The sequence below is a fragment of the Pseudomonas sp. RC2C2 genome, from assembly GCF_018390435.1.
In the GTDB taxonomy this organism is placed as follows: domain Bacteria; phylum Pseudomonadota; class Gammaproteobacteria; order Pseudomonadales; family Pseudomonadaceae; genus Aquipseudomonas; species Aquipseudomonas donghuensis.
The window spans coordinates 606,794-632,805 of record NZ_JAHBAX010000002.1 but is presented as its reverse complement, the minus strand read 5'-3'; the positions used below and the strand labels follow the sequence as shown (position 1 = coordinate 632,805).

25 protein-coding genes are annotated in these 26,012 nt (G+C 65.3%); 15 read left to right on the top strand and 10 right to left on the bottom strand.

Annotation, left to right across the window (positions count from 1 at the left end; all coding sequences use genetic code 11):
- Complete coding sequence (locus KHO53_RS21525; protein WP_010221800.1) at nucleotides 1-621, bottom strand: TetR/AcrR family transcriptional regulator; 621 nt, start codon at nucleotides 619-621, stop codon at nucleotides 1-3.
- Nucleotides 622-780: 159 nt separating this feature from the next.
- Between KHO53_RS21525 and dkgB the strand changes: the two genes are divergently transcribed.
- The 3 genes from dkgB to KHO53_RS21510 all read left to right on the top strand — a co-directional run bounded on the left by dkgB (nucleotide 781) and on the right by KHO53_RS21510 (nucleotide 3,698).
- A complete protein-coding gene (gene dkgB, locus KHO53_RS21520; RefSeq protein ID WP_213570803.1) occupies nucleotides 781-1,584 on the top strand; it encodes a 2,5-didehydrogluconate reductase DkgB in 804 nt (267 codons plus the stop codon).
- A gap of 143 nt (nucleotides 1,585-1,727) precedes the next feature.
- Entirely contained in the window at nucleotides 1,728-3,158 is a 1,431-nt protein-coding gene (gene pdxR, locus KHO53_RS21515; RefSeq protein WP_213570802.1) for a MocR-like pyridoxine biosynthesis transcription factor PdxR, read from the top strand.
- A 102-nt stretch (nucleotides 3,159-3,260) separates the two neighbouring features.
- Nucleotides 3,261-3,698: a carboxymuconolactone decarboxylase family protein gene (locus KHO53_RS21510; protein WP_213570801.1), complete on the top strand. Its 438-nt coding sequence runs from the start codon at nucleotides 3,261-3,263 to the stop codon at nucleotides 3,696-3,698.
- Between the two features lie 36 nt (nucleotides 3,699-3,734).
- Here the strand turns inward: KHO53_RS21510 and KHO53_RS21505 are convergent, their stop codons facing one another.
- The 3 genes from KHO53_RS21505 to KHO53_RS21495 form a co-directional block, all read right to left on the bottom strand.
- Nucleotides 3,735-5,165 (bottom strand): short-chain fatty acid transporter, encoded by a 1,431-nt coding sequence (locus KHO53_RS21505; RefSeq protein WP_036996016.1) that lies wholly within the window; start codon nucleotides 5,163-5,165, stop codon nucleotides 3,735-3,737.
- A gap of 143 nt (nucleotides 5,166-5,308) precedes the next feature.
- Nucleotides 5,309-5,965 carry a CoA transferase subunit B gene (locus tag KHO53_RS21500; protein ID WP_010221795.1) on the bottom strand — a complete coding sequence of 219 codons (657 nt, stop codon included), beginning with the start codon at nucleotides 5,963-5,965 and terminating at the stop codon, nucleotides 5,309-5,311.
- Between the two features lie 29 nt (nucleotides 5,966-5,994).
- Complete coding sequence (locus tag KHO53_RS21495; RefSeq protein ID WP_010221794.1) at nucleotides 5,995-6,693, bottom strand: CoA transferase subunit A; 699 nt, start codon at nucleotides 6,691-6,693, stop codon at nucleotides 5,995-5,997.
- Nucleotides 6,694-6,830: 137 nt separating this feature from the next.
- Here KHO53_RS21495 and KHO53_RS21490 point away from each other — a divergent pair, with 137 nt between their 5' ends.
- Complete coding sequence (locus tag KHO53_RS21490) at nucleotides 6,831-7,736, top strand: LysR family transcriptional regulator (protein ID WP_010221793.1); 906 nt, start codon at nucleotides 6,831-6,833, stop codon at nucleotides 7,734-7,736.
- Nucleotides 7,724-8,551, top strand: a complete 828-nt coding sequence (locus KHO53_RS21485) for an aldo/keto reductase (protein WP_036996018.1) — start codon at nucleotides 7,724-7,726, stop codon at nucleotides 8,549-8,551. The genes KHO53_RS21490 and KHO53_RS21485 overlap by 13 nt, the downstream gene beginning before the upstream one ends.
- A 90-nt stretch (nucleotides 8,552-8,641) precedes the next feature.
- Here the strand turns inward: KHO53_RS21485 and KHO53_RS21480 are convergent, their stop codons facing one another.
- From KHO53_RS21480 to lexA, 4 genes are read right to left on the bottom strand one after another with little or no spacing between them, the layout of a single operon-like run.
- Nucleotides 8,642-11,746, bottom strand: a complete 3,105-nt coding sequence (locus KHO53_RS21480) for an error-prone DNA polymerase (RefSeq protein WP_213570800.1) — start codon at nucleotides 11,744-11,746, stop codon at nucleotides 8,642-8,644.
- Nucleotides 11,722-13,137: a Y-family DNA polymerase gene (locus KHO53_RS21475; RefSeq protein WP_213570799.1), complete on the bottom strand. Its 1,416-nt coding sequence runs from the start codon at nucleotides 13,135-13,137 to the stop codon at nucleotides 11,722-11,724. The genes KHO53_RS21480 and KHO53_RS21475 overlap by 25 nt, the downstream gene beginning before the upstream one ends.
- A gap of 6 nt (nucleotides 13,138-13,143) precedes the next feature.
- Entirely contained in the window at nucleotides 13,144-13,761 is a 618-nt protein-coding gene (gene imuA, locus KHO53_RS21470; protein WP_010221789.1) for a translesion DNA synthesis-associated protein ImuA, read from the bottom strand.
- Entirely contained in the window at nucleotides 13,761-14,378 is a 618-nt protein-coding gene (gene lexA, locus KHO53_RS21465) for a transcriptional repressor LexA (RefSeq protein ID WP_026001228.1), read from the bottom strand. Before lexA ends, imuA begins: the two co-directional genes overlap by 1 nt.
- Nucleotides 14,379-14,455: 77 nt before the next feature.
- Between lexA and KHO53_RS21460 the strand changes: the two genes are divergently transcribed.
- The 4 genes from KHO53_RS21460 (at nucleotide 14,456) to KHO53_RS21445 (ending at nucleotide 18,148) form a co-directional block, all read left to right on the top strand.
- Nucleotides 14,456-15,112, top strand: coding sequence for an HAD family hydrolase (locus tag KHO53_RS21460; protein WP_213570798.1), 657 nt, complete (start codon nucleotides 14,456-14,458; stop codon nucleotides 15,110-15,112).
- Nucleotides 15,113-15,390: 278 nt separating this feature from the next.
- The gene (locus KHO53_RS21455) at nucleotides 15,391-16,110 is read left to right on the top strand and encodes a DUF899 domain-containing protein (protein WP_213570797.1); all 720 of its coding nucleotides are present in this window, start codon (nucleotides 15,391-15,393) and stop codon (nucleotides 16,108-16,110) included.
- Nucleotides 16,111-16,211: 101 nt separating this feature from the next.
- Entirely contained in the window at nucleotides 16,212-17,117 is a 906-nt protein-coding gene (locus KHO53_RS21450) for a hypothetical protein (protein WP_159388462.1), read from the top strand.
- A 113-nt stretch (nucleotides 17,118-17,230) separates the two neighbouring features.
- Nucleotides 17,231-18,148: a bestrophin family protein gene (locus tag KHO53_RS21445; protein ID WP_010221784.1), complete on the top strand. Its 918-nt coding sequence runs from the start codon at nucleotides 17,231-17,233 to the stop codon at nucleotides 18,146-18,148.
- Here KHO53_RS21445 and KHO53_RS21440 read toward each other — a convergent pair.
- Nucleotides 18,129-19,121, bottom strand: coding sequence for a bile acid:sodium symporter family protein (locus KHO53_RS21440; protein WP_213570796.1), 993 nt, complete (start codon nucleotides 19,119-19,121; stop codon nucleotides 18,129-18,131). The two genes, KHO53_RS21445 and KHO53_RS21440, sit on opposite strands and share 20 nt — an antisense overlap.
- Nucleotides 19,122-19,200: 79 nt before the next feature.
- Between KHO53_RS21440 and KHO53_RS21435 the strand changes: the two genes are divergently transcribed.
- The 6 genes from KHO53_RS21435 to KHO53_RS21410 all read left to right on the top strand — a co-directional run bounded on the left by KHO53_RS21435 (nucleotide 19,201) and on the right by KHO53_RS21410 (nucleotide 25,104).
- Nucleotides 19,201-20,016 carry an AraC family transcriptional regulator gene (locus KHO53_RS21435; protein WP_100782217.1) on the top strand — a complete coding sequence of 272 codons (816 nt, stop codon included), beginning with the start codon at nucleotides 19,201-19,203 and terminating at the stop codon, nucleotides 20,014-20,016.
- 81 nt (nucleotides 20,017-20,097) lie between these two features.
- A complete protein-coding gene (locus tag KHO53_RS21430) occupies nucleotides 20,098-20,493 on the top strand; it encodes a hypothetical protein (RefSeq protein ID WP_010221781.1) in 396 nt (131 codons plus the stop codon).
- A 3-nt stretch (nucleotides 20,494-20,496) separates the two neighbouring features.
- Nucleotides 20,497-23,157, top strand: coding sequence for a DUF4132 domain-containing protein (locus tag KHO53_RS21425; RefSeq protein ID WP_213570795.1), 2,661 nt, complete (start codon nucleotides 20,497-20,499; stop codon nucleotides 23,155-23,157).
- Nucleotides 23,158-23,216: 59 nt separating this feature from the next.
- Nucleotides 23,217-23,636: an LIC_13387 family protein gene (locus tag KHO53_RS21420; RefSeq protein ID WP_159388459.1), complete on the top strand. Its 420-nt coding sequence runs from the start codon at nucleotides 23,217-23,219 to the stop codon at nucleotides 23,634-23,636.
- Nucleotides 23,633-24,058 (top strand): hypothetical protein, encoded by a 426-nt coding sequence (locus tag KHO53_RS21415; RefSeq protein WP_010221776.1) that lies wholly within the window; start codon nucleotides 23,633-23,635, stop codon nucleotides 24,056-24,058. Before KHO53_RS21420 ends, KHO53_RS21415 begins: the two co-directional genes overlap by 4 nt.
- Nucleotides 24,055-25,104 carry an NAD(P)/FAD-dependent oxidoreductase gene (locus KHO53_RS21410; RefSeq protein ID WP_213570794.1) on the top strand — a complete coding sequence of 350 codons (1,050 nt, stop codon included), beginning with the start codon at nucleotides 24,055-24,057 and terminating at the stop codon, nucleotides 25,102-25,104. Before KHO53_RS21415 ends, KHO53_RS21410 begins: the two co-directional genes overlap by 4 nt.
- Here KHO53_RS21410 and KHO53_RS21405 read toward each other — a convergent pair.
- Nucleotides 25,094-25,969, bottom strand: a complete 876-nt coding sequence (locus KHO53_RS21405; RefSeq protein ID WP_213570793.1) for a LysR family transcriptional regulator — start codon at nucleotides 25,967-25,969, stop codon at nucleotides 25,094-25,096. The genes KHO53_RS21410 and KHO53_RS21405 overlap by 11 nt on opposite strands.
- Between the last annotated feature and the right edge of the window lie 43 nt (nucleotides 25,970-26,012).

Below are 26,012 nucleotides of genomic sequence, written 5' to 3'. Positions count from 1 at the left end.
TCAGGGCTCCAACCCGATACCCCTGAGGATCACACTGGTCACCGTCTGCACCGCCCGCTCGAACTGCAGCTCCGACAAGGGCTGGTGGTCATTGAGCAGCCCCACCTGGTGGCTGAAATCCGCATAGTGCTGGGTCGAGGCCCAGATCATGTACAGCAAGCCCGATGGCTCCACCGGCAGGATTCGCCCATCCTCGATCCACTGGCGGATCTTCGCCTCCTTCATCTTCGCCCAGTCGTACAGCGGGTCATCCAGTGCTGCGCCAAGGTTCGGCGCGCCATGGATGATCTCGTTGGCCCAGACCTTGGAGCCATGGGGCCGGGTGCGCGAATGGTTCATCTTGGCGCGGATGTAACTGCTCAGCACAATGCGTGGATCGTCGTACAGCTCGAAGCACAGGGCATCCTGCTTCCACACATCGAGCAGGCCGAACAGCACCGCCTGGTACAGTTCGGCCTTGGTGCTGAAGTAATAGTGCACGTTGCTGCGCGGCAGGTCGGCGGCCTCGGCGATGTCGGCCATGGCCGTGCCGGCGAAGCCTTTTTCAGCAAAGACCTTTTCGGCGGCAAGAAGAATGTTGTCAACGTTGCGTTGACGAATGCTGAGCTTGTGCTGGGCCATGGGCGAATCCGCTGCGACTGACCCTGCAAGGCTACCACTGCCGGGGCATTCGTGCGCTGCAGGCAAAAAGGTTGTGCCGCGATGGGCATTTTTCTGCGTGTGCACAGTCGCAATACTGCACGCCTTGTTTATCAACGCCCGCACTGGAGGAACCCGCTAATGACTATTCCCGCCCTCGGCCTCGGCACCTTTCGTCTCAAGGATCAGGTGGTAATCGATTCGGTGGCCACCGCCCTGGAGCTCGGTTACCGCGCCGTCGATACCGCGCAGATCTACGGCAACGAAGCCGAAGTCGGCCAGGCCGTGGCCGCCAGCGGCATCGGCCGTGACCAGCTGTTCATCACCAGCAAGATCTGGACCGAGAACCTGGCCGCCGACAAGCTGATCCCCAGCCTCAAGGACAGCCTGGGCAAGCTGCGCAGCGACTACCTGGACCTGACCCTGATCCACTGGCCATCGCCCAAGGGCGCAGTGCCCGTCAGCGAATTCATGGGCGCCCTGGCCGAAGCTCAAAAACAGGGCCTGACCCGGCAGATCGGGGTGTCCAACTTCACCATCGACCTGCTGCGCCAGGCCATCGAGGTGGTTGGCAAAGACGCCATCGCCACCAACCAGATCGAGCTGCATCCATACCTGCAGAACCGCACGCTGGTGGACTTCATGCACAGTCAGGGCATTGCCGTGACCTCGTACATGACCCTGGGCTACGGCAAGGTCCTGCAAGACCCGGTGATCCAGCAGATCGCCGCGCAACACCGTGCCACCCCGGCGCAGGTGACCCTGGCCTGGGCCATGCAGCTGGGCTATGCGGTGATCCCGTCCTCGACCCGGCGCGAGAACCTGGCCAGCAACCTCAAGGCCCGCGAGCTCAAGCTGAGCGATGAGGACATGAACAAAATCGCCGCCCTCGACAGCGGCCTGCGTCTGACCAGCCCCGAGGGCCTGGCGCCGGCCTGGGATTAACCGCGGTCGGTGCAGACCCGGGCCAGTTTCAGGTACTGCAGGTTGTGTTGCTGGCCGCGGGCATTGGCGTTGCGCCGGGGGATCAACGGCGCCGAATCAGGTAACCTGAGCAGCAGACAAACGCCTGCGGACGCCCCCCCACCATGGAACTCCATATCAGCCTGCAAGGCCGCAAGGGCCTGGCCGAGCAGCTTTACCAGCAGTTGCGCGACGGCATCGACAGCGGCCGCCTGGCCGCCGGCACACAACTGCCGCCCAGCCGCCTGCTGGCCGAACAACTGGGGGTGTCACGCAAGACCGTGGCCGAAGCCTATTCGCGCCTGACCTATGACAACCTGCTCTGCGGCCAGGTGGGCAAAGGCACCTTCATCACCCCGGCCACGACCCGCAGCCCCTCGCCTATCGCCAGCATCCCCCTGGCCAGCGCCACGACCCTGGCCAAATGGCGAGCCCGCGCCAACCCGCTGGCGGACCTCAAACTGCCCACCCTGCGCTACGACTTCATCGGCGGCGCCTCAAGCAAGGTGCAGTTCCCCTTCGATGACTGGCGCCGCTGCAGCCAGTACGCCCTGCGCCAGATCCGCCACAGCAGCGCCCGCTACAGCGCCCATCAGGGCCTGCCAGAGTTGCGCGAGGCGATTGCCCGGCATATCGCCTTTGCTCGCGGCGTGCGCTGCAGCAGCCAGGATGTGCTGGTGTGCAACGGTGCCCAGCAAGCCCTGGACCTGATCGCCCGGGTGCTGATCGAGCCCGGTTGCCAGGTGGCCATGGAGGACCCCGGCTACACCCCGGCACGCCAGTTGTTTCTGGCCCAGGGTGCCGAACTGCAGTGCGTGCCGGTCGACGCCGAGGGCATGTGCGTCGAGCAGATCGCCCAAGGCACGCGGCTGATCTATGTCACCCCGTCACACCAGTTCCCGCTGGGCATGCCGATGAGCCCGGCGCGGCGCCAGGCCCTGCTGGAGCGCGCGGCACAGCTTGGCGCGATCATCATCGAGGACGACTACGACAGCGAGTTTCGCTATGAAGGGCGGCCCACCGACTCGTTGCAGAGCCTCGACCATCATGGCCTGGTGGCCTATGTCGGGACCTTCTCCAAGACCCTGCTGCCAGAACTGCGCCTGGGTTACTGCATCGCCCCTCAAGCGCTGCGCGAAGCACTTTGCATTGCCAAGCAACTGACCGACTGGCACACCCCGACCCTCAACCAATGGGCCCTGGCGCAGTTCATCAGCGAAGGCTCGTTGCAAAAGCACATCCGCCGTGTGCACGAGGTCTATGCCGCGCGCCGCGAACGCATCCTGGAACGTCTGTACGGCGACCTGGCGCCGTGGTTCGAGGTGGTGCCGGCCACTGCCGGTTATCACCTGAGCGCCCTGGCCAAGGGGGATCTGGATGTGGAATTTCTCATCAGCATGGCACGCAAGGTCGAGGTCGGCCTGTATTCACTGGCGCCCTTCCATGCCCGGGTACCGGTGCGCCAGGGCTTGTTGCTGGGCTTTGGCGCCATTGATCGGCTGGACATCGACCCGGCCCTGGACCGGTTGCGCGACGTCCTCGAGGCCCTGGGCTGATTGGCCTCCTGACAAAGGGCAAAATTGGCTATTCGAGCTGGCCCGGCCAGGCGCTAAGGTAACGCCATCACCGCCTGTCGCGGACCTTACCGGAGAGCAACAATGAGCAACCGTATCGAATGGGCCAAACACGCCCCTGAGGCTTACAAGGCGATGGTCGGCCTGGAAATGGCCTTGGGCAAGTCGGGTCTTGAGAACTCGCTACTGGAGCTGGTGCGCCTGCGCGCCTCGCAGATCAACGGCTGCGCCTACTGCGTCAACCTGCACGCCAACGATGCCCGCAACAGCGGCGAAAGCGAAGCGCGCCTGCAGACCCTGAGCGTCTGGGACGAGACCGAATTCTTCACCCCGCGCGAACGGACAGCGCTGGCCTGGGTCGAAAGCCTGACCCGCCTGCCCGACCAGCGCGCCCCGGAGCACCAGTACCGCGCCCTGCTCGAGCACTTCAGCGAAGCCGAAGTGGTCAACCTGACCCTGGCCATCGCCACCATCAACGCCTGGAACCGCTTTGGCGTCGGCTTTGCAATGATCCCAAGCTGATCTGTGTTTGGACACAGACTGTGGGAGCGGGCTCAATCAACCCGCCGGGGTCGGCATCACCGGCGGCGTGTACTGCAAGGTAGTGCCGAGGATCCACAGCAGGAACAGCACCAGCGGCACGTGCACCAGCAACTGCACGAACGAGAAGCCGATCAGGTCGCGGGCCTTGAGCCCCAGCACGCCCAACAGCGGCAGCATGTAGAACGGGTTGATCAGGTTCGGCAGCGCCTCGGCGGCGTTGTAGATCTGCACCGCCCAGCCCAGGTGGTACTGCAGGTCATTGGCCACCAGCATCACGTAGGGCGCTTCGATGATCCACTTGCCGCCACCCGACGGGATGAAGAACCCCAGCACCGCCGAGTACACGCCCATCAACAAGGCGTAGGTATCGTGGGTGGCGATCTGTACGAAGAAGGTCGAGATGTGGTGCGCCAGGCTTTGTGCATCGGCGCCCTGGACCTGGGTCAGGATCGCCGCGATCGAGCCGTACAGCGGGAACTGGATCAGCACACCGGTGGTGGTCGGCACCGCCCGGGCCACTGCGTCGAGAAAGCTGCGCGGACGCCAGTGCAGCAAGGCGCCGGTCATGATGAACAGCAGGTTGTAAGTGTTCAGCCCGGAAATCGCAGTGATCGCAGGTTTGCTCGAGAATTCGTTGTACAGCCAGCCGGCTGCCAGCGCCACCAGCAACAGGATCAGGATCGGGCTGTATTCCAGCCACTCGCCCGGGCGGGTGCGCTGGGGCGGCGGCGGCGCCGAGAAGCTCGGGTCGACGCCACAGGCCTCGGCGCTGCGGGCGCTGCCCGGGCCGGGTGCGGTGGCATAGGCCACGACCAGCGAGACCACCACCAGGGCGGCGAGCATCACCCCCGATTGCCAGAGAAAGATGGTTTCGGTGAACGGGATCACCCCGGTGATCGCCAGGATCGATGGCGGCAGGCTGGCCGGGTTGGCCTGCAATTGCGCGGCCGAAGACGACAAGCCCAGGGCCCAAACCGCGCCCAGGCCCAGATAGGCGGCTGCACCGGCAGCACGGTAGTCCATGTTCAAATCGCTGCGGCGCGCCAGGGCACGGACCAGCAGGCCGCCGAACACCAGCGACAGGCCCCAGTTGAGCAAGGACGCGACCATCGAGATCAGCGCCACCCAGCACACCGCCGAGCGACCGTTCTTGGGAATTCGCGCCAGGCGGTCGATGAGCCTGACCGCAGGCGGCGAACTGGCCACCACATAACCACCGATGACCACGAAGGCCATTTGCATGGTGAACGGGATCAAGCTCCAGAAGCCGTCACCGAAGGCCTTGGCAGTGTCGGTGGGCTTGGCGCCCATGACGATGGCGGCGACCGCTACCAGCACCACGGCCAGCGCAGCGAACACCCAGGAGTCGGGGAACCAGCGTTCGGCCCAGTTCGAACAACGCAGGGCAAAGCGGGCGGAGCGGCTGTCTTGAATATCAGCGGCCACGGAAATTTCCTTTTATTGGCTTTATCGAAACGGCACAAGGCCCCATCGCTGGCAAGCCAGCTCCCACACGGTCGTCTCTACACCGAACCTGTGGGAGCTGGCTTGCCAGCGATGAGGCCAGCAAGGTCTACACGAAACTCAAATCAGAAGGTCATCTCTTTGACATCGTCCGCCACAATCAACTTGCCAGCGGTCTTCTCGATGATCTCTTCAACCGACACCCCCGGCGCGGTTTCGCGCAGGATGAAGGCGCCGTTTTCGATCTCAAGGTAAGCCAGGTCGGTCAGCACCTTGCGGATGCAACCGGCACCGGTCAGCGGCAGGCTGCAGCGCGGCAGCAGCTTGGACTCACCGTCCTTGGAGGCGTGGGTCATGGTGACGATGATGTTGTCGGCACCGGCCACCAGGTCCATCGCCCCGCCCATGCCCTTGACCAGCTTGCCGGGGATCATCCACGAGGCGATGTTGCCTTCCACGTCCACTTCAAAGGCGCCGAGCACGGTGAGGTCGACGTGACCGCCGCGGATCATGGCGAAGGACTCGGCCGAGTTGAAGATCGAGGCGCCCGTGCGGGCGGTCACGGTCTGTTTGCCGGCGTTGATCATGTCGGCGTCCAGTTGCCCTTCGGTTGGGAATTCACCCATGCCGAGCAAGCCGTTTTCCGATTGCAGCATCACGTCCATATCGGTCGGGACGTAGTTGGCCACCAGGGTCGGGATGCCAATGCCGAGGTTGACGTAGTAGCCGTCCTTGAGTTCGCGGGCTACGCGTTGTGCCATTTGTTCGCGGGTAAGTGCCATGGTCAGGATCTCTTTATTGTTCTATCGGGTCAGGCTTTGACGGTGCGTTTTTCGATACGCTTCTCGAACGTGCCGACGATGACCCGGTCGACATAGATGCCCGGGGTATGGATTTCGCTCGGCAACAGCACGCCCGGCTCGACGATCTCTTCGACCTCGACCACGGTGATCTTGCCGGCGGTGGCGGCCAGCGGATTGAAGTTCTGCGCGGTGTTGCGGTACACCACGTTGCCGTAGTGGTCGGCCTTCCAGCCCTTGACGATGGCGAAGTCACCGGTGATGGCTTCTTCGAGGATGTACTTGCGGCCGTTGAACTCGCGCACTTCCTTGCCGTCGGCCACCGGGGTGCCGTAGCCGGTGGCGGTGAAGAAGGCCGGGATCCCGGCGCCGCCGGCGCGCATCTTCTCGGCCAGGGTGCCTTGCGGGGTGAGTTCCACTTCCAGCTCGCCGCTGAGCAACTGGCGCTCGAACTCGGCGTTCTCGCCCACGTAGGAGGCGACCATCTTGCGGATCTGGTGGTCTTCGAGCAGCACGCCCAGGCCAAAGCCATCGACACCGCAGTTGTTGGAGACCACGGTCAGACCCTTGACGCCACGGCGCTTGATTTCGCCGATGAGGTTTTCCGGGATGCCGCACAGGCCGAAACCCCCAGCCAGTACCGTCATGTTGTCGGTCAGGCCTTCAAGAGCCTGTTCATAGGTTGCTACGCGCTTGTCCAGTCCGGCCATGCTGATCCGCCTTTTGTAGTTGTTGATCCGACAGGGGTGTCGGCGAGCGTTTGCGCCATCTTCACCCCTGGGCACTTATTTGTTAATTTTGTTTTTATGATCGTTTAATAAATTTTCCAAAACAATAGTCCAGTCCGATGAACGTCAAACAGTTGCGCGCTTTCGTTACCGTCGCCAAGTACCAGAGCTTTGCCCAGGCGGGCGAACGCCTGCACCTGTCGCAGCCGGCCTTGAGCCTGACCATCAAGGCCCTGGAGGACAACCTCGGCGGCGCCCTGCTCAGCCGCACGACCCGCAGCGTCAGCCTGACCCCGGAGGGCGAAGTGTTGCTACCCCTGGCCCGGCAACTGCTGGCCGACTGGGACAACACCGAAGAACTGCTGCGCCAGCGCTTTACCCTGCAGCTTGGACGGGTGGCGATTGCGGCCATGCCGGCCTTTGCCGGTAACCTGCTGCCAGCGGCGCTGAAGGTGTTTCGCCAGCGCTACCCACGGGTCAACGTCACCGTGCACGATGTGATCAACGAACAGGTGCTGGAGCTGGTCCGCCACCGACGCGTCGAACTGGGCATCGGTTTCGAGCCTGAAGCCAGCGAGCCACTGCGCTTCAAGCCGCTGTACCTGGACCGCTTCGTCGCCGTGGTACCGGCCGACTCGCCGCTGGCGCAACAGGCCCAGGTGAGCTGGCGCGAACTGCTGGCCGAAGACTTCATCGCCCTGCAACGCCCCTCGGCAGTGCGCTTGCTGCTCGAACAGCACCTGGCCGCCGAACACGGCAAGCTGGCGGTGGCGTTCGAAAGCCACCAACTGTCGACCATTGGCCGTATGGTTGCCAACGGCTTGGGCGTGAGTGCCGTGCCGGCGCTGTGCATCGGCCAGATGCAGGAGCTGGGCGCGCGTTGCGTGCCGCTGGTGGAGCCGAGTATCGAACGGCGCATTGGCGTCACGATGTTGGCCGACCATAAACTCTCGGCAGCGGCCCAGGCGCTGCTGGACGTATTGCTTGAACATATCCGCCCACAGGAGGTGACATGCGTACCGTGAAACTTGCCGAACACAACGTCCCGGCCATCGGCCAGGGCACCTGGTACATGGGCGAGGACCCGGGCCGGCAGCCCGCCGAAGTCGCCGCCTTGCAGCACGGCATCGAGCTGGGCCTGAGCCTGATCGACACGGCCGAGATGTACGCCGAAGGGGGTGCGGAAAAGGTTGTCGGCAAGGCCATTGCCGGGCGCCGCGACAACGTGTTTCTGGTCAGCAAGGTGTACCCGCACAACGCCAGCCTCAAGGGTATTCCGGCAGCTTGCGAACGTAGCTTGCAACGCCTTGGCACCGATCATATCGACCTGTACCTGCTGCACTGGCGCGGCCAGTACCCGCTGGCGGAAACCGTCGAAGCCTTCGAGCGCTTGCGCGTCGAGGGCAAGATCGGCCGTTGGGGGGTGTCCAACTTCGATGTCGATGACCTGCGCGAGCTGTATCAGGTGAGCCGCGATTGCGCCGTCAACCAGGTGCTGTACAACCCGGCCCAGCGCGGCATCGAATACGACCTGCTGCCCTGGAGCCACAAGCGCCAGCTGCCGACCATGGCCTACTGCCCGCTGGCCCAGGCCGGTCGCTTGCTCAAGCACCCGACCCTGGCCGAGATTGCCGAGCGCCATGGCGCAACGCCGGCGCAGGTGAGCCTGGCCTGGGTGATTCGCCAGGACGGCGTGATCGCCATTCCCAAGGCGGTGAACCTTGAGCATGTGCGCCTGAACGCGGCGGCGGCTAACCTGGTACTCAGCCATGAAGACTTGCGGGCGATAGACCGGGCCTTTGCTCCGCCGACGCGCAAGCAGCATCTGTCGATGGTTTGAGGCGTTTCTGAGGGCCTCATCGCTGGCAAGCCAGCTCCCCACCGATCCCCTGTGGGGCGTTGCCGGCGATGGGCTGCGTAGCAGCCCCAATCAATGGAAATCCCGGCTCCGCACATCCAGCCCCTGCAACAGCGGACTCAGATCCTCCAGGCGCTGGGCAATCAGATGCCGCACCCCGCTCTCGCACTCCAGCCGCCCAGTCACCCGCATCAGTTGCGAGCCCACCAGCACCCGGCGCTGACGCTCGGCCAGGTCGCGCCAGACCACTACGTTGACGTTGCCGAACTCGTCTTCAAGGGTGACGAAAGTCACCCCGCTGGCCGTCCCCGGCCGCTGACGCCCGGTCACCAGCCCCGCCACGCTGACCCGGTCGCCGTGTTCGGCCTGCTCCAGCGCCTGCGCACTGCGACAGCCCAGGGCCGTGAGGCGGCGGCGCAACAAGGTCAGCGGGTGCGGGCCGAGGGTGGTGCCGACACTGGCGTAGTCGGCGAACATGTCCTCGCTCAGCGACGGCTGCGGTAAATCCACCGGGGCTTCCAGCGGTGCCTCGATGCCGGCGAACAACGGCAGTTGCGCCTGCACCGCCGCCACGCTCCAGCGCGCCCGGTAGCGGTCGCTGGCCAGGCCACGCAAGGCCCCGGCATCGGCCAGCAGCTCACGGGCGCGGGCATCCAGGCGTGCCCGTTGGCACAGGTCACTGACATCGCGCCAGCCGCGCTCGGCCCGGGCCTGCTCGATACGCTGGGCATCCTGCTGACGAAAGCCGCGCACCTGGCGCAGGCCCAGGCGAATGGCCAGGGCCTGCCCTGCCCCCGGCTCCAGGCTGCAGTCCCAGTCGCTGTGGCAGACATCCACCGGGCGGATCTCGATGCGGTGACGGCGGGCGTCCTGCAAGATCTGGTCGGGGCTGTAGAAGCCCATGGGCCAGCTGTTGATCAGCGCGCAGGCAAAGATCGCCGGCTCGTGGCACTTGAGCCAGCAGCTGGCGTAGGTCAGCAAGGCGAAGCTGGCGGCGTGGGATTCAGGAAAGCCATAACTGCCAAAGCCCTTGATCTGCTCGAAGATACGCTCGGCAAACTCTGCGCTGTAGCCGTTGTCGAGCATGCCCCGGGTCAACCGCTCGCGGTGCGGCTCAAGGCCACCGTGGCGCTTCCAGGCGGCCATGGCCCGGCGCAACTGGTCGGCCTCGCCCGCCGAGTAACCACCGGCGACCATCGCCAGCTCCATCACCTGCTCCTGGAACAACGGCACGCCGAGGGTGCGCTCGAAGACCTTCTGCAAGGCTTCGGACGGATAGTTCACCGGCTCAAGGCCCTGGCGCCTGCGCAGGTACGGGTGAACCATGTCGCCCTGGATCGGCCCGGGGCGAACGATCGCCACCTCGATCACCAGGTCGTAGAAGTTCTTCGGCTTGAGCCGCGGCAGCATGGCCATCTGCGCCCGCGACTCGATCTGGAACACGCCGACGGTGTCGGCGCGGCCGATCATTTCGTAGGTTGCCGTGCAGTCGGCCGGAATGCTGGCCAGGGTCAGCTGGCGGCCACGGTGGCGATACAGCAGGTCGAAACAGCGGCGCAAGGCGCTGAGCATGCCCAGGGCGAGGATATCGACCTTGAGCAGGCCGACCAGGTCGAGGTCGTCCTTGTCCCACTGGATCACCGTGCGATCTTCCATGGCGGCGTTTTCCACCGGCACCAGGCTGTCCAGTGGCTGCTCGGAAATCACGAAACCGCCCGGGTGCTGGGACAGGTGGCGGGGAAAGCCGATCAGCTCGCCGGTCAATGCCAATACCCGGCGCAGCAGCGGGCTGTCGGGGTCGAAACCGGCTTCGCGCAGTTGCTCGGGCGGCGGCAAGCGGTCGCTCCAGCGCCCGCAGCAATCGGCCAGGGCGTTGATCTGCTGCGCCGGCAAGCCCAGCACCCGGGCAATATCGCGCACCGCACCAGCGGCATGGTAGGTGCTGGCCACCGCGGTGAGCGCCGCGCGGTGGCGGCCATAACGGCGGAACACATACTGCAGCACCTCTTCGCGGCGCTCGTGCTCGAAGTCGACGTCGATGTCCGGCGGCTCGTCGCGCTCGCGGGACAAGAAGCGCTCGAACAGCAGGTGGCTTTTCAACGGGTCCAGTTCGGTAATGCCGAGCACGTAACACACCACCGAGTTGGCCGCCGAGCCGCGCCCCTGGCAGAGAATGCCCTGGCCCCGGGCGAAGTTGACGATGTCATGGACGGTGAGGAAGTAGCTTTCGTAGTTGAGCTCGGCAATCAGTTCCAGCTCATGTTCAAGGGACTGGCGAGCCTTGTCGCCGATACCTTCGGGCCAGCGCCAGCGCTGGCCCTGCTCGCACAGATGACGCAGCCAGGCGCTGGCCGTCTGGCCTTCGGGGACCAGCTCGCGGGGGTACTGGTAGCGCAACTGGCCAAGGTCGAAACGGCACCGCGCGGCAATGCGCAGGCTTTCTTCAAGCAGGGCTTGCGGATACAGCTCGGCCAGTTGCGCCAGCGGGCGCAGGTGCCGCTCGCCATTGGCGAACAGGCGCTGCCCGGCCTCGGCAACGCTGCAGTGGTGGCGGATGGCAGTCATGCTGTCCTGCAGGGCGCGGCGGCCACGGGCATGCATGTGCACATCGCCGCTGGCCACCGCGGCGATGCCGAGGCTGGCGGCCAGGCCCAGCAGCTGTTGCAGGCGCCGCGGATCATCCGGGCCACGGTGCAGCTCGACCGCCAGCCACAGCCGCTGGGCGAACACTTCGCGCAACCAGCGGCCGGTGGCCAGGTCATCCTCGGCGGCATCCGGCAGCCACAGCGCCAGCAGGCCCTCCAGGGGCTTGTCGAAATCTTCGCGCAGCAACTGGTACTCGCCCTTCTTCGCCCGTCGCCGGCCCAAGGTGATGAGCTTGCACAGGTGCTGGTAACCGCTGAGGTTCTCCGCCAGCAGCACCAGCTTGGGGCCGTTGTGCAGGCGCACTTCGCTGCCGACGATCAGCGCCAGGCCCGTCGCCCTGGCCGCCTGCCAGGCGCGGACGATACCGGCCAGGGTGCACTCGTCGGTGATCGCCAGCGCCTGGTAGCCATACTGGCGGGCGCGCTGGAACAGCTCCTGGGCACTGGAGGCGCCACGCTGGAAGCTGAAGTTGGACAGGCAGTGCAGCTCGGCATAACCCGGCGTGCTCATGCGAACCAGCCCTGCAGCCACAACGGGCCGTCTTCACCGAGGGTGCGGTAGGCCCAGCCCTGCAAGCCGCTGGCGGTACGCACCCGGTAGTAGTCGCGGCGCACATCGCCGCCGTCCCACCAGCCGGACTCGATGCGCTCGGCGCCGGTCAGCAACTGCACGCCGATGCCGGGCAAGGCCTGGGGCTCGACCAGCAGCCAGCCCGGGCGCGGCGCACTCGACACTGGCGGCGCCTGACGCGGCCCGTTGCCGCTGTGCCAGGCGCATTCCGGGCGGTGATCGGCCTGGGCCGTGAGGCCGCGCACCGCCTCGTCGCCAAGCCGTGCACGCAGGCGTTCGCGCAGTTGCTCCCAGGGCTGGTTCTGCTGCGGGCGCGGGTCGAACAATTCGCTACGTTGCGGCACGAAAGCCGGCAGGTCTTCGGCCAGCAGGCGCAGGTTGCGCACCGGCGCGGCAATTTGCAGTTGCTCAAGGCGGCCACGGGCCAGTTCGAACAGCAGCGAAGGGTCGCGCTCGGCCGCCAGCAGGCCGACCGGCACACACGTATCGGGCCCTTCGGCATGTTCCAGGTGCAGGGCAAAACGCTGCACGCCACTGTCACGCCCGGCGAGGAAGGCGGCAAGGTCGTTGATCAAGCGGCGCAGGGGGAACAGCAAGGCCTGATGGGATTCGACATCGAAGTTCAGCTCCAGGCGCGCATCGAAACGGTCCGGCGGCACATAGAATCCCAGGGCCATGGGCCGCCGCCCGAGCAGGCGGTCCAGGTGCAGTTGCACCGGCGCGGCAAAGCGCCGGGCCAGGGCATCACGGGGCAAGGCCAGGACCTGGCCGAGCTGGCGCAGGCCCATGCGGGCAAAGGCGCTGGCGGCCTCGGCGGGCAGGCCGACACGGTCGATGGGCATCTGCTCCAGCGCCGCGCGGGTTTGCTGCGGGCAGTCCAGGGCCAGGCCATCGTGAACATTGGCGAGCATGCGCGCCGCCACCGGGTTGCTGGCCAGGACAATACGGTGACGAAAGCCCAACGCCCGCAGCTCGGCGCGCAGCCGTGCCTCAAAGGCCGGCCAGGGCCCGAACAGGCCAAGGCTGGATTCGACTTCGAGCAACAGCACCCGCGGGTAATGCAGGCTGACCTGGGAGCTGAAGCGGTAGGCCCAGGCGGCCAGAAACTGCTGCCACTGCTCGATGGCCGCCGGGTCGTGCTCGACACAGGTAAAACTGCCGGCCAGGGCCTGGGCGGTGGTCAGCGACTGCCCGGCGCGCAGGCCCAAAGCGGCCGCCGGTGGATTGACCGCCTGCAAGACCCGGCGCTGGGCCGGGCCGCTGAGCAGCACCAGCGGCGTATCGGCGTCGTCGCGGGCGCGCAGTGCCGCGTCGAGTGCCAACTGCGGCAGCAGGATACAGGCCCAGAGCATGATCCATCAGCCTCGCCCGGGGCAGGCAATCGGCGTGGCCGGGGCCAGGCCGCCGCGGCACTTGAGCACTCGCCACTGGGCCGGCAGGGCATCGACGGCAATGCGCAGTGCCGCCGGTGACGGGTTGAGCGCAGCCTGTTGCGGGCGACAGGCAAAGGCCAGGGTCTGGCCGCTTTCGGCAGCGACCTGCAAGCGGCGCAAGGCGCGGTCATCCGCTTTATGCGGCCAGCACAGCACGGCGCCGCAACTGCCCGAGCGCAAACACTGCTCGGCGGCCCAGAGCACCTCGCTTGGCCCCGCCTGGACCACCGCCAACCACTGCAGATCGACCCCTGCCGCCTGCCAGGCCGGTGGGTAGGGAATGAACGGCGGGGTAATCAGTACCACCCGCTCGCCGGCCTGGGTCAGGCGCGCCAGGCTCGGCCACAGCAGTTGCAGCTCGCCACAGCCTTCTGCCGCCAGCAGCAGTTCGGTCAGTGCCCCGGCCGGCCAGCCGCCACCGGGCAGCGCCGCGTCCAGGGCGGCATGACCGGTGGGCTGCAGGCCCTGGGGCAAGGCCTGCGGCCGGCCCTTCCAGACCCGTTGCTGGTCGAGCAGGCCGTCGAGGCTGACCACCGCGCCCATCAGCCGCGCCTCACCAGGCCGCAGAACACCCCTTCGATGACGAAGTCGTGCTCCGGGCCAACCTCGATGGGGGCATACGCCGGGTTGCGCGGCAGCAGACGGTAATGCCCGCCGGCGCGTTCAAAGCGCTTGATGGTCACCTCGCCGTCCAGGCGCGCGACGATGATCTGCCCGTCACGGGCGTCGGCCTGCTGCTTGATGCCGACCAGGTCGCCATCGAGGATGCCGTCGTCGATCATCGAGTCGCCCCGCACCTTGAGCAGGTAGTCGGGGGAGCGGCTGAACAGGTGTGAATCGAGCATCAGTTGCTCGTGGATATCCACGTCCGGGCCGATCGGCCGGCCAGCGGCGACCTGACCGAGCACCGGGATCTCCAGCACCTCGGGGCGGCGCAAGACGCCGGCCAGGCGAATGCCACGGGCCTGGTTGGGCGTGACCGCGATGAAGCCGGCCTCGGTCAGCGCCTGAATATGCTTGCGCGCGACACTGCGCGAGGCAAAACCGAAGGCCGTGGCGATGTCGGCCAGGCTCGGCGGCTGAGCCTGATCGGCGATGCGCTGACGAATGAAGTCGAGGATAGCGCGGCGTTTGGGCGATAGTGTATTCATGGAGTACATTTGTACTCTTTTTCTACGTATCTGACCAGCCCCGCTGATCCGGTTATCATGGCCGGCCACCGCAGCGGAAGCCGACCATGCTTGATGCCCTGTTGTTCGACCTCGACGGTACCCTGACCGATACCGACAAACTCCACCTGCTGGCCATGCAACAGCTGTTGCTCGAAGAAGGCCGGGTGTTCACCGAAGCGGAGTTCGATGCCCACGTCAGCGGCCGGGCCAATGCCGACCTGTGCCGTTACCTGTTCCCGGACCGGCCGGTGAGCGAGCACCAGCTATTTGCCGAGCGCAAGGAGGCGCGTTTTCGCGCCCTGTCACCGACCTTGCAGCCCACCGCCGGCCTGCTGCGCCTGCTCGAACATGCCGAGCACCGGCGCATCGGCGTTGCCGTGGTCACCAACGCGCCGCGGGCCAACGCCGTGCACATGCTCGACGCCATGGGCCTGAATGAACGCTTTGCACATGTACTGGTGGCCGAAGAGCTGGCCCGGGCCAAGCCCGACCCGCTGCCCTACCTCACCGGCCTTGAGCGCCTGCAGGCACGGGCGGCGCATTCGCTGGCGTTCGAGGATTCGCTGCCGGGGGTGAAGGCGGCCAGTGGCGCGGGGATCTTCACCGTCGGATTGTCGACCAGCCAGCGGCCCGAGGTCTTGCTGGAGGCTGGTGCACAGTTGGTGGTGGAGGATTTCGACGATGAGCGCTTGTGGGCGTTGATCGGGCGGATGTCCGGCTGAAAGTGGGAGCGGGCCTTGCCCCGCGATCGAGCGCGAAGCGGTCGTAATCCGGGCACCACTTGATGAGTTGGCTGTACTGGCCTCATCGCGGGTCAAGCCCGCTCCCACAGTGGGTCTGTGGGGGCTTAAAGCCAGCCACAAAGGGTTGATGCAAAACCTGTGGGAGCGGGCTTGACCCGCGATGAATTCACCACCGTTCATCAGCCCTGCACTCACCCCTGTCGAATCCCCCACCCGACAATCGACCATGAGTACATTCCCCCAGCGGAGCCGTACCCATGGACAACCATCAAAACCCCCAGGTGGTCTCGCGCAGCGAATGGCTCAGCGCCCGCCGCCAGCTGTTGCTGCATGAAAAGGCCCTGACCCACCAACGCGATGAACTGAGCAAAGCCCGCCGCGCCCTGCCCTGGGTACGGGTCGAACAGGACTACCGCTTCGAAGGCCCCGAGGGCCGCCTGAACCTCGCCGAGCTGTTCGCCGGCCGCAGCCAGCTGCTGGTCTACCACTTCATGTTCGGCGAAGGCTGGGAGGAAGGCTGCCCCGGCTGTTCGTTCCTGGCCGACCACTTCGACGGCGCCAACCTGCACCTGGCCCATCACGATGTGTCGCTGGTGGCAGTATCCCGTGCACCGTACGCCCAGTTCCAGGCGTTCAGGCAACGCATGGGCTGGAAGTTTCCCTGGGTCTCGTCGCATGCCAGCAGCTTCAACCAGGACTTCGGCGTCGGCGGCAAGGGCAGCGATCAGTACAACTACGCGCCGTATTCGGGCGAGGAAACCGAGCTGCCGGGCCTCAGCGTGTTCTACCGCGATGCCGACGGCATGCTGTTTCATACCTACTCAAGCTTTGCCCGCGGCCTGGACATTCTGGTCGGCACCTATAACTTCCTCGACCTGATGCCCAAGGGCCGCAACGAGGAAGGCACCATGGACTGGGTGCGCCACCATGACCGTTACGAAGACGTCGCCCAACCACCCCACTGCTGCCATGAATAGCCGCGGCACCTAGCATTTTTGCCAGTAGCCAGCACGCCCTGGCGGTGCTCGAATGCACCGAGGCCTGTCGACCGACAGGCACCACCCCGGAGGCAGGGCGTATGGAACTGTTTATCGATCACACCGATTTCGAATCCAGCAATGACCCATGGAATGGCTGGCGGAAAGGCCCCAACGGCCAGACCCTGGCGGTGACCTCCGACGGCGCCAACCACTGGGCGCACTTCGAAGACTTTGCCGGTAACCTGTTAGGCAGGGTGATCAGTAAGGAACTGACAGGCCTTGTGCCCGACACTGACTATCATCTGTCGATGCGGGTAAAACGCAACGGCAACAGCTCCAAGACCCCTCACCTGTCATTTGAGCTGGATGGCATCCCCCTCGAGGGCGAGTTTGCTGTCACCGCACCTGAATGGCAGATCCTTCGCTGGCAGTTCCGCGCCCGCGAACATTCCCACGCTATCGAACTGATCGGTCGTGACGATACCGGCAACGGCAGTGACCATGGCGGGGATTTCAGCTTCGACGATATCCGGATATACCCAGTTACCATCACCGAAAACCTCGATGGCCAGCCTGCACAAACGATTTCCCAGGGTGAGGAAATTCAACTGCTACGCAAGACCATGACCATCAAGCTCCTCGAAGATCCTCTGGGCATCAAAGCCTTCATCGAACCGACAGCCGCAGAACCCGGAATGCGAGAAGGTCCAGCCATCACACTTCAACGCCAACAGCACCATCAGCCGAACAATCCGCAAAAACTGCAGATCACTCCTGTGCTCCCTTGCTCCGAGCTGAAGTTCTTCTGGACCTGGAAGCAATTTCCTGGTGAGGTCGAGTTCTATGGGCTGCATGGCAACCTGCTGGCCACTTTGTCATACACCGGAGAGCCCAGGGATCATGAGGTGAAATACAACGCTCCAGACGGCGAACAGATTGCCTGGATCGTGGTCATCTGCCGAGACTACGCCTACCTCGACAACTTCACCTTAACAACGGCCTAGCCTGCCCAGGTGAGTTGCTAGGCTCCTCACCTTCTGCAGCGCCTAGCTACCGCAGGCGCCTTTGCCTTACAGTGGCGCGGATATTTTCGCGCCACTGCCAAGGCTTGCCTCGCATGATCATCCAGCCGCAAAAACCCTCCATCCGCGTCCTGCTGTTCTCGCTCAAGGGCTCGATCATCCCGGCCATCTGGCGCAAGGTGCTGTACACCGTACTGATCAGCTCGGCGGTGGTGGCCACCCACGGTACCCTGTTCGAGTACAAGGTAATCCTCACTGCCACGCCCTTCACCCTCTGGGGCCTGACCCTGGCGATCTTCCTCGGTTTTCGCAACACCGTGGCCTACCAGCGCTTCTGGGAAGCGCGCACGCTGTGGGGCGAGCTGCTGATCGTCAGCCGCAACCTGACCCGCCAGACCCTCAGCCTGCTGCCCGACCTCGACGCCAGCCAACGCCGTGCCCTGCTCGACCCGCTGATCGCCTTCGCCTACGTGCTGCGCGACCAGTTGCGCGGCAGCCCGGCCAGTGCCGATCGCCAGCGCCTGCTCGACACGTCGACACGCACTGCCCTGGCCAGCAGCGATGCGCCCGCCAGCCGCCTGCTTGGCGTGCTCGGTCAGCGCTTCATGGCCCAGGCCCGCGACGCCGGTGCCGGCGAGGTGATCCAGGCCAACCTCGATCAGCAGCTCAACCGGCTGTCGTACGTGCTGGGCGGCTGCGAGCGGATCAAGAACACGCCCATCCCCTACCCCTACATCCTCATGTTGCACCGCATCGTCCACGTCTACTGCTTTTTGCTGCCGTTCTGCCTGGTCGACAGCATCGGCTGGTTCACGCCCTTTGCCGTGTGCGTGCTGGCCTACACCTTCTTCGGCCTGGATGCCCTGGGCGACCAGATTGCCGACCCGTTCGACACCCAGCCCAACGACCTGGCCCTGGATGCCATGTGCCGCAACCTGGAAATCGCCGTGCGCGAGCTCGAAGGCGCAGCGGCGCCGGCGCAATTGCAACCGGTCAAAGGGGTTCTGTTGTAAGCGCAGGCTCGTCGCTGCGCGCGGCATAGCGCTGGGCCAACACTGCACAGACCATCAACTGGAGCTGGTGAAACAGCATCAAGGGCAAGATCATCGCGCCAATGCCACCGCCCACGAACAGCACCTGGGCCATCGGCACGCCGGTGGCCATGCTCTTTTTCGAGCCGGCAAACAGGATGGTGATGCGGTCTTCGAGGTTGAAACCCAGCCAGCGCCCCAGCGCGCTGGTCAGCCACAGCACCACGGCCAGCAGCAGGCAGCAGACCAGCGCCAGGCCCAGCAACCGCGACGGCGGTACCGCATGCCACAGGCCGCTGACCAGCGCATCGCTGAAGGCGGTGTAGACCACCAGCAGAATCGAGCCCTGGTCGACGCGCTTCAACCAGCGTGCATTGCGCGCTACCCAGCTGCCGATCCAGCGCCGCGCCAGTTGCCCGGCCACGAACGGCACCAGCAGTTGCGCAACGATCTTCAGCACTCCATCCAGGCTCGAGCCGCTGTCACCTTCGACGTCCATCAGCAGCACCACCAGCAACGGCGTCAGTACGATGCCCAGCAGGCTCGAGGCGGCCGCGCTGCAGATCGCCGCCGGCACGTTGCCGCGGGCCAGCGAGGTAAAGGCGATGGCCGACTGCACCGTGGCCGGCAAGGCGCACAGGTACAGCACGCCCAGGTACAGCTCATCGCCCACCAGCGGCAGGAACAAGGGCTTGAACAGCATGCCCAGCAACGGGAACATCACGAAGGTGCAGGCAAATACCAGCAGGTGCAGGCGCCAATGCCCGGCACCGGCGGCGACCGCCTCGCGCGACAACTTGGCGCCATGCAAAAAGAACAGCAGGCCGATGGCGAGGTTGGTCAGCCAGCCGAACACCACGGCGCCACGGCCTTCGCAGGGCAACAGGGTGGCAATGAGGATGACCCCGAGCAACGCCAGGGTGAAATTGTCGAACAGCATCCGCAGGTACTTCATGGCCGCTCCCGGCTTGTTATTGTGGCGCTGCAGACGTTAAGGTCTTTGCCCGATTTTCACTAACGCCAGCGCCCCGCCAGTGTCGCCAAAAGGACAACCGCCCGCCTTCACCCCACAGTCGCTGGAACAGCTGACGGCACTGCCGCGCCCGGTGTATGGCCACGTGCAGGCGCTGCCCAACGTGGTGCTCGGCTACCGCCATGCCCATCCATGGGGGCAGTTGTCCTATGCCATTCGCGGGGTGCTGGAGGTGCACAGCGACCAGGGTTTCTACCTGGTGCCGCCACAGCGGGCGGTGTGGGTGCCGGCGCAGGTCCAGCACCGGGTCAGCTGCGCCGAGGACACCTGCCTGCGCAGCCTTTACCTGGAGCAGGCGCCGGCAGGCTGGAGCGATCCGCAGTGCCGGGTGATCGCGGTCAATCCGCTGTTGCGCGAGCTGATCCGGACCTTCAGCGAACTGCCGGTGGAATACGACACTGCGGGCCCGGACGGGCGCCTGGCGCAGGTGCTGCTCGATCAACTGGAGCACGCCGAACAACAACAATTGATGCTGCCGCTGCCGCTTGACCATGACCTGCGCGCACTGTGCCGCCACCTGCAGGCACATCCCGATTCGCCTACCGGGCTGACCGCCTGGGCGCAGCAGGCCGGCGTGTCGGAGAAAACCCTGAGCCGGCGCTTTCAACGTGAAACCGGCTTGAGCTTTCGCCTCTGGCGCCAGCGCATGCGCCTGCTCAGCGCCCTGCCCGCCCTTGAGCGCGGCGAGCGGGTCACCGACGTGGCCCTGGCCTGCGGCTATGAGTCGCTATCGGCGTTTATCGCCGCCTTCGGCAAGCAGTTCGGCCTGCCGCCGGGTGAGTTCTTTCGCGCGCGAATCAGCAGCAGCGAACACTAAGCGCCTGCGCATCGAAATCCCCGAGCCAGCCTGATACCCTTGCGCCCATCCGTTTTGCCTCTTGCCAGAAAAGGAGTTCCCATGGCAACGCTCACCGTCCGCGACGAGTCGGTTTCGGGCGAAGTCTTCGACGATTTCGCCCTGCACTTTGCCACCGACACCATCACCGTGCGCCAGTTGATCCGCGAGCGGGTTCACCAGGAAGTCCAGCTGCGCAACAACGACACCGGCCACAGCCGGCGCCAGCGCCTGGTCAGCCCTGAGCCGCTGGAAGCCGCGCTCAATGGTGAGCCTCCCATCGAGCGTGCGAACATCGACTGGCGCAAGCAGGTCGACATCGCCTGCGACGCCTTCGCGCGCAATGGCTTTTTCATCCTCCTCGACGAACGTCAGGCCGAAAGCCTCGACGAAGTCCTGACCATCCGTCACGACAGCGTGGTCAATTTCATCAAACTGACCCCACTGGTAGGAGGCTGAACCATGGCCCTGGAACAACTTCAGGCGTTTCGCCACGACCGCCCACAAACCGAGCTGGGCCCGGTCGAACACATCGGCCCGGACGGCTACCCGCTGCTGGCCGGCTCCGAACTGCGCCACGTGCATGAGCTGATCGGCGAGTTGCTGCCGCTGCTGCAGAAGATCCACGGTCGCCCCGATGCCATGGTCTTTGCCTTGAGCAAACTGCCGGCAGTCATGGCCCTGAGCCCCGACCCGGCGTTTCGCACGCGCCTGGTGCTGGCGCTGATCGAACGGGTGGTGGCCTACAACGGTGAACTGAGCACGGCCAGTGCAGGCCATGCCTTTTCCCATGTCTTCGACTACGGCGTACTGCCAGCGTTGATGACCTGGCTGATGGAGAACGGCGCCGATGTCGGGCAACTGGCCGAGCCGGTGCTGCAATGGTTTACCAGCTACCGCTTTGCCTATTACGGCACCCTGCCGACCCTGACGGTTACTGACTGGGTCATCGAGCAGCACTTCAAGCACATACCCGACAACCTGCGCGATATGCTGATCATGCTGCGCAGCCAGTGCGCTGACCTCGGTCACTACGGCAACTTTGGCGAACAGCTGATGGCCAAGCTCGACCCGCTGCTGGGCAACGGCGCCTGGCAGGTACTGGCGCCCTGCGAACACTGGACTCAATTGGCCCTGGAAGACCTCGAGCAATTCAGCCCCGAGGTGCGCGAAGACTGGTTGGCGCTGTTGCGTCAGGCCGCTGCGGCGACCTCGGCGCGACCGTCGGCGAAGTGGCTGAAGAACGCCCAGGCGCTGCTGCACAAGGTCGGTGAAGGCGCACTGCGCGAGGCCCTGCTGCGCTGGTTTGCGCGGGTCGATGCCGGGCGCTGCGGCGCACTGCTCAACGTTGGCTGGGAAAGCAGCGATGACCGCGCGCGCATGCACGATGGCAACGCCACGGTGCTGCGCGGTCTGCTGTGGATGAGCGCGCCGCTGGCCGACAGCGAACTGACCCGGGCCATCGCCCGCCTGGCCCTGAGCGCCTACCGCAAGGTGCGCGGCATCGGCCCGCGGGCACCGAAGGTCGGCAACGCGGCGGTGTTCGCCCTGTCCTCGATCCCCAGCAGCGAAGCGGTCGGGCAACTGGCCCTGCTCAAGGTACGGGTCAAGTTCGGCACGGCGCAAAAGGAAATCGAAAAAGCCTTCACCAGCGCCGCCCAGGCCCTGCAGTTGCCGCGTGACCAGATCGAAGAACTCGGCGTGCCGACCTACGGCCTGGAACAGGTCGGCCTGCGCCGCGAAAGTTTCGATGATGGCGCGCTTGTCGCCGAGCTTAAAGTCGATGGCAAGAGCGCCACCCTGAGCTGGTTGCGCGCCGACGGCACACCGCAGAAATCGGTGCCGGCCAAGGTCAAGGCTCAATACAAGGAAGAGCTTAAGGAGCTGCAAGGTGCGCTCAAGGACATCGGCGCCATGTTGCCGGCCCAGGCCGAACGCCTGGACAGCCTGTTCCTGCTGGAAAAGCACTGGCCGTTCGGCCAATGGCAGGAGCGCTACCTCGACCACCCGTTGATCGGCACCCTGGCGCGGCGGCTGATCTGGGTGATCAGCGAAGCCGGCCAGCAGCACGCCGTGGTGTTCACCGAGGGCGAACTGCAAAGCCTCGATGGCAACACCGTTACCCCGTCCAGCGAGGCCGAAGTACGCCTCTGGCATCCGATCGGCCGCCCGCTGGATGAGGTCCTCGCCTGGCGCGAGCGTATCGAAGCGCTGCAGATCACCCAGCCGTTCAAGCAGGCCCACCGCGAGGTCTACCTGCTGACCGAAGCCGAGCGCAACACCGCCACCTACTCCAACCGCTTCGCCGCGCACATTCTGCGTCAGCACCAGTTCCACGCCCTGGCCGCCGCCCGCGGCTGGCGCAACAAGCTGCGGCTGATGGTCGACGACAGCTATCCGCCGGCCACCCGCGAGCTGCCGGCCTGGGGCTTGCGTGCCGAGTTCTGGATCGAGGGCGTGGGTGACGACTATGGCGTCGACACCAACGAAGCCGGCGCCTTCCTGCGCCTGAGCACCGACCAGGTACGCTTCTACGCCATCGATGCCGCGCAACGCAGCGCCCATGCCGGTGGCGGCGGCTATGCCGTGAACCGCTGGGACAACGCCGACGATGCCGCGCCCTTGCCACTGGAGCAGGTCCCGGCGCTGGTGCTCAGCGAAGTGATGCGCGATGTCGACCTGTTCGTCGGCGTCGCCTCGCTGGCCAACGACCCGCTGTGGGCCGACGGCGGGCCGGACGGCCGCTACCGCGATTACTGGCACAACCATTCGTTCGGCGAACTGGGCGCCACCGCGCAAACGCGCAAGCAGCTGCTGGAAAAACTGCTGCCGCGCATGACCCGGCTCAAAGACAAATGGGCCCTGCACGGGCGCTTCCTCGAAGTCACCGGCAAGCTGCGCAGCTACAAGATCCACCTGGGCTCGGGCAACATCCTCATGCTGCCAAACGATCAGTACCTGTGCATCGTCCCCGACGCCAAGGCGCGTCAGCAGACCACGCCGCAGTACCTGCCGTTCGAGGGCGACGCCCTGCTGTCGATCATCCTCTCCAAGGCCCTGCTGTTGATTGACGACGACAAGATCAGCGACCCGACCATCACCCGCCAGCTGGCCTTGAAGTAGATTGTCTGTTCGCCGCTGGCCCACCGGCGGCGCCTTATTCACCTGCCAAAGGATTGCCCGTGATCGCTCAACTACTGATCTGTGCCAGCGCCGCCATCGCCCTGCTACTGGGCACTGTGCACCTGGTCTATACCTTCGCCAGCAACAAGTTCCAGCCGCGTGACCCGGCGCTGTGCGAACAGATGCAAAAAATCTCCCCGGTGATTTCCCGGCAGACGACGGTGTGGCGTGCCTGGGTGGGTTTCAATGCCAGCCATAGCCTGGGCGCCATGCTGTTCGGCCTGGTGTATGGCTACCTGGCCCTGGCAGCACCGCAGGCGCTGCTGCGTGACGGCTTTCTGCTGGGCCTGGGGGTTGTGTTCCTGGCGAGCATGGCGCTGCTGGCGCGGCGCTACTGGTTCAACATTCCCCTGATCGGCATCAGCCTTGCGCTGTTGCTGTTTGTTGGTGCCGTCATGCTTCAGGCCCTGCCGCTATGAGGCTGTTGCTGCTGGGTTTGATGCTGGTCGGCACGGCTTGCGTGGCCGATGATGAAGACTATCCGGACCCGCTCTACGGCTTTGTGGTCGGGCCTTATGCACTGGTCGGCAAACAACCGGACAACGGCGCCACGTATTCGGGCCGGGCCACCCTGCGCTATCTGGACGGTCAACTGGTGCTGGCGAAGACCATCGACGGCAAGACCCGGACGGCCATCGGCAAGGTCGAGGTCGCGGCCATCGCCCGCGCGAAAGTGCTGCGCTTCACCTGGCCCGGACACTACTCGACCTGCCTGGCCCACAGCGACCTGGATAACAACGCGCGCCTGACCTGTTACTGGCAGCGCAACGGCGTCGAGCACAAGGAGCCCGGTATGGAAAGCTACTTCCCGACCGCCACCTGGCCGGAGAATCGCCAATGACCACCGACCGGCAACGCCCGAACGTCGTAGTGATCGGCGCCGGTATCGTCGGCGCCTCGATTGCCTATCACCTGAGCAAGCATGCCCAGGTGACGGTGATCGACAAGGGCCAAGCAGGCCTGGGCGTCACCTCACAGGCCTTTGGCTGGCTCAACACAACGTCGCCACAGCCCGGCGAATTTGCCCAACTGCGCGGCCTGGCGATTGCCGAGTATCACCGGCTGCAAAACGAGTTGGGCACGGCGCCGATCAACTGGACCGGCGCGCTGTCGTTCAACCAGGCGCTGTCGCCTGCTGACGGCGTCGAGCCGATCGACCCCGCTCGTGTGCAACAGCTTGAGCCGCATTTCAAAGCGCCCCGGCAGCAGGCGCTGTTTGCGCCGCAGGAATGCTCCATCGACCCGCCAGCGATGACCCGTTTGCTGCTGGAGCGCGCCCAGGCCAACGGCGCCAACGTGCTGACCGACACCCAGGTGCTGGCCATCGAATGCCTTGACGGCGCCGTCGCGGCACTCGTTACGACTGGCGGGCTGATTGCCTGCGAGCGCCTGGTACTGGCGGCCGGCACCGAGTGCAAGGCCTTGCTGCAGCCCTTGGGCGTGACATTACCGCTGCACCCGTCGCCGTCGATCCTGATCCGCCTGCGGGCACACGAGCGACTGGTGCACACCCTGATCGCCAGCAACGATCTGGAAATCCGCCAACCGACGCCCGAGCAGGTCCTGGCCGCCGAAGACTACCTTGATGCCGACGGCGAAAACGGCCCCGAGGCTATTGCCCAGCGGGCGCTGAATACCATTCGGGACAGTTTGCATCGGGGCCAGGAGCTTGAACTGATCAGCACCGAGGTTGGCTGGCGGCCCATGCCGGATGATCGCATTCCGATCATCGGGGCCTTGCCCGCTGTCAGCGGGCTGTACCTGGCGGTGATGCATTCGGGCGTGACCCTGGCAGCGGTGGTCGGTCGCCTGGTTGCGCAAGAGCTGATCGATGGCCAGCTTGCGCCCGAGCTGCGAGGCTGCCGGCCTTCACGCTTCAGCCTGTAGCCGCCTTCGACAACCAGCTTTTGAACGCTGCCATCGCCGTGCTCTCGGCCTTCGACTGCAGGCGCGTCAGCCAGTAGCTACCGGTGCTGATACTCAAGGCAAACGGCTGGCGAATGGCATCGCTGGCCAGCAGCCGTTCGAACATCAGCGGCGGTGCCAGGGCCACGCCGGCGCCTTGCAGGGCCGCTTCCATCATCCCCAGCGACGAATCGAAGACCATGGTCCGCGAAGGCTGCACCACGCCCGACAGCCCGGCGGCCTGGAACCATTCGGTCCATTCATCGCTGCGGTAGGAGCGCAGCAGGGTTTGTTGCAACAGATCGGCAGGCGTGTGCAGCTGCAGCGCAATCGACGGCACACACAGCACCGACAGCGGCGCCTCCAGCAGCGGCTGCGCATCGATGCCATGCCAGGCGCCGGAGCCAAAGCGAATGGCATAGTCCAGGCCTTCGGCGGCGACATCGACGCGGTTGTTGTTGGTCGACAGGCGCAAATCGATAAACGGGTGCAGGGCCTGGAACTCGGGCAGGCGCGGCAGCAGCCAGCCGACGGCAAAGGTGCCCACCGCGCCCACGGTCAGCACCTCGCGATAATGGCCGCCGTCGAAGCAGTCGAGCGTCTGGGCGATGCGGTCGAAGCATTCACGCAGCACCGGCAGCAAGGTCTCGCCTTCGCTGGTGAGCATAAGCCCGCGCGGCAGGCGCTTGAACAGGGTGACCTTGAGCTGGGCTTCGAGGCTCTTGACCTGATGGCTGACCGCCGCCTGGGTCACGCACAGCTCGATAGCCGCGCGGGTGAAGCTCAAGTGCCGGGCCGAGGCCTCGAACGCACGCAGGGCGTTCAGGGGCAAGTGTGGTCGGATCATGCAGACTCCCAAATTTTTCTAATGGCTGCTGCGAAATATCATC

What these genes read in the sequence shown, in the direction of transcription:
- KHO53_RS21510 (WP_213570801.1), top strand. Translation starts at nt 3,261, where the DNA reads ATGAGCAACCGTATCGAATGGGCCAAACACGCCCCTGAGGCTTACAAG.
- KHO53_RS21450 (WP_159388462.1), top strand. Translation starts at nt 16,212, where the DNA reads ATGGAACTGTTTATCGATCACACCGATTTCGAATCCAGCAATGACCCA.
- KHO53_RS21500 (WP_010221795.1), bottom strand. Translation starts at nt 5,965, where the DNA reads ATGGCACTTACCCGCGAACAAATGGCACAACGCGTAGCCCGCGAACTC.
- KHO53_RS21495 (WP_010221794.1), bottom strand. Translation starts at nt 6,693, where the DNA reads ATGGCCGGACTGGACAAGCGCGTAGCAACCTATGAACAGGCTCTTGAA.
- KHO53_RS21405 (WP_213570793.1), bottom strand. Translation starts at nt 25,969, where the DNA reads ATGATCCGACCACACTTGCCCCTGAACGCCCTGCGTGCGTTCGAGGCC.
- lexA (WP_026001228.1), bottom strand. Translation starts at nt 14,378, where the DNA reads ATGTACTCCATGAATACACTATCGCCCAAACGCCGCGCTATCCTCGAC.
- KHO53_RS21440 (WP_213570796.1), bottom strand. Translation starts at nt 19,121, where the DNA reads ATGAAGTACCTGCGGATGCTGTTCGACAATTTCACCCTGGCGTTGCTC.
- KHO53_RS21460 (WP_213570798.1), top strand. Translation starts at nt 14,456, where the DNA reads ATGCTTGATGCCCTGTTGTTCGACCTCGACGGTACCCTGACCGATACC.
- KHO53_RS21475 (WP_213570799.1), bottom strand. Translation starts at nt 13,137, where the DNA reads ATGCTCTGGGCCTGTATCCTGCTGCCGCAGTTGGCACTCGACGCGGCA.
- KHO53_RS21485 (WP_036996018.1), top strand. Translation starts at nt 7,724, where the DNA reads ATGCGTACCGTGAAACTTGCCGAACACAACGTCCCGGCCATCGGCCAG.
- imuA (WP_010221789.1), bottom strand. Translation starts at nt 13,761, where the DNA reads ATGGGCGCGGTGGTCAGCCTCGACGGCCTGCTCGACCAGCAACGGGTC.
- KHO53_RS21410 (WP_213570794.1), top strand. Translation starts at nt 24,055, where the DNA reads ATGACCACCGACCGGCAACGCCCGAACGTCGTAGTGATCGGCGCCGGT.
- KHO53_RS21455 (WP_213570797.1), top strand. Translation starts at nt 15,391, where the DNA reads ATGGACAACCATCAAAACCCCCAGGTGGTCTCGCGCAGCGAATGGCTC.
- KHO53_RS21415 (WP_010221776.1), top strand. Translation starts at nt 23,633, where the DNA reads ATGAGGCTGTTGCTGCTGGGTTTGATGCTGGTCGGCACGGCTTGCGTG.
- KHO53_RS21425 (WP_213570795.1), top strand. Translation starts at nt 20,497, where the DNA reads ATGGCCCTGGAACAACTTCAGGCGTTTCGCCACGACCGCCCACAAACC.
- dkgB (WP_213570803.1), top strand. Translation starts at nt 781, where the DNA reads ATGACTATTCCCGCCCTCGGCCTCGGCACCTTTCGTCTCAAGGATCAG.
- KHO53_RS21430 (WP_010221781.1), top strand. Translation starts at nt 20,098, where the DNA reads ATGGCAACGCTCACCGTCCGCGACGAGTCGGTTTCGGGCGAAGTCTTC.
- KHO53_RS21445 (WP_010221784.1), top strand. Translation starts at nt 17,231, where the DNA reads ATGATCATCCAGCCGCAAAAACCCTCCATCCGCGTCCTGCTGTTCTCG.
- KHO53_RS21525 (WP_010221800.1), bottom strand. Translation starts at nt 621, where the DNA reads ATGGCCCAGCACAAGCTCAGCATTCGTCAACGCAACGTTGACAACATT.
- pdxR (WP_213570802.1), top strand. Translation starts at nt 1,728, where the DNA reads ATGGAACTCCATATCAGCCTGCAAGGCCGCAAGGGCCTGGCCGAGCAG.
- KHO53_RS21490 (WP_010221793.1), top strand. Translation starts at nt 6,831, where the DNA reads ATGAACGTCAAACAGTTGCGCGCTTTCGTTACCGTCGCCAAGTACCAG.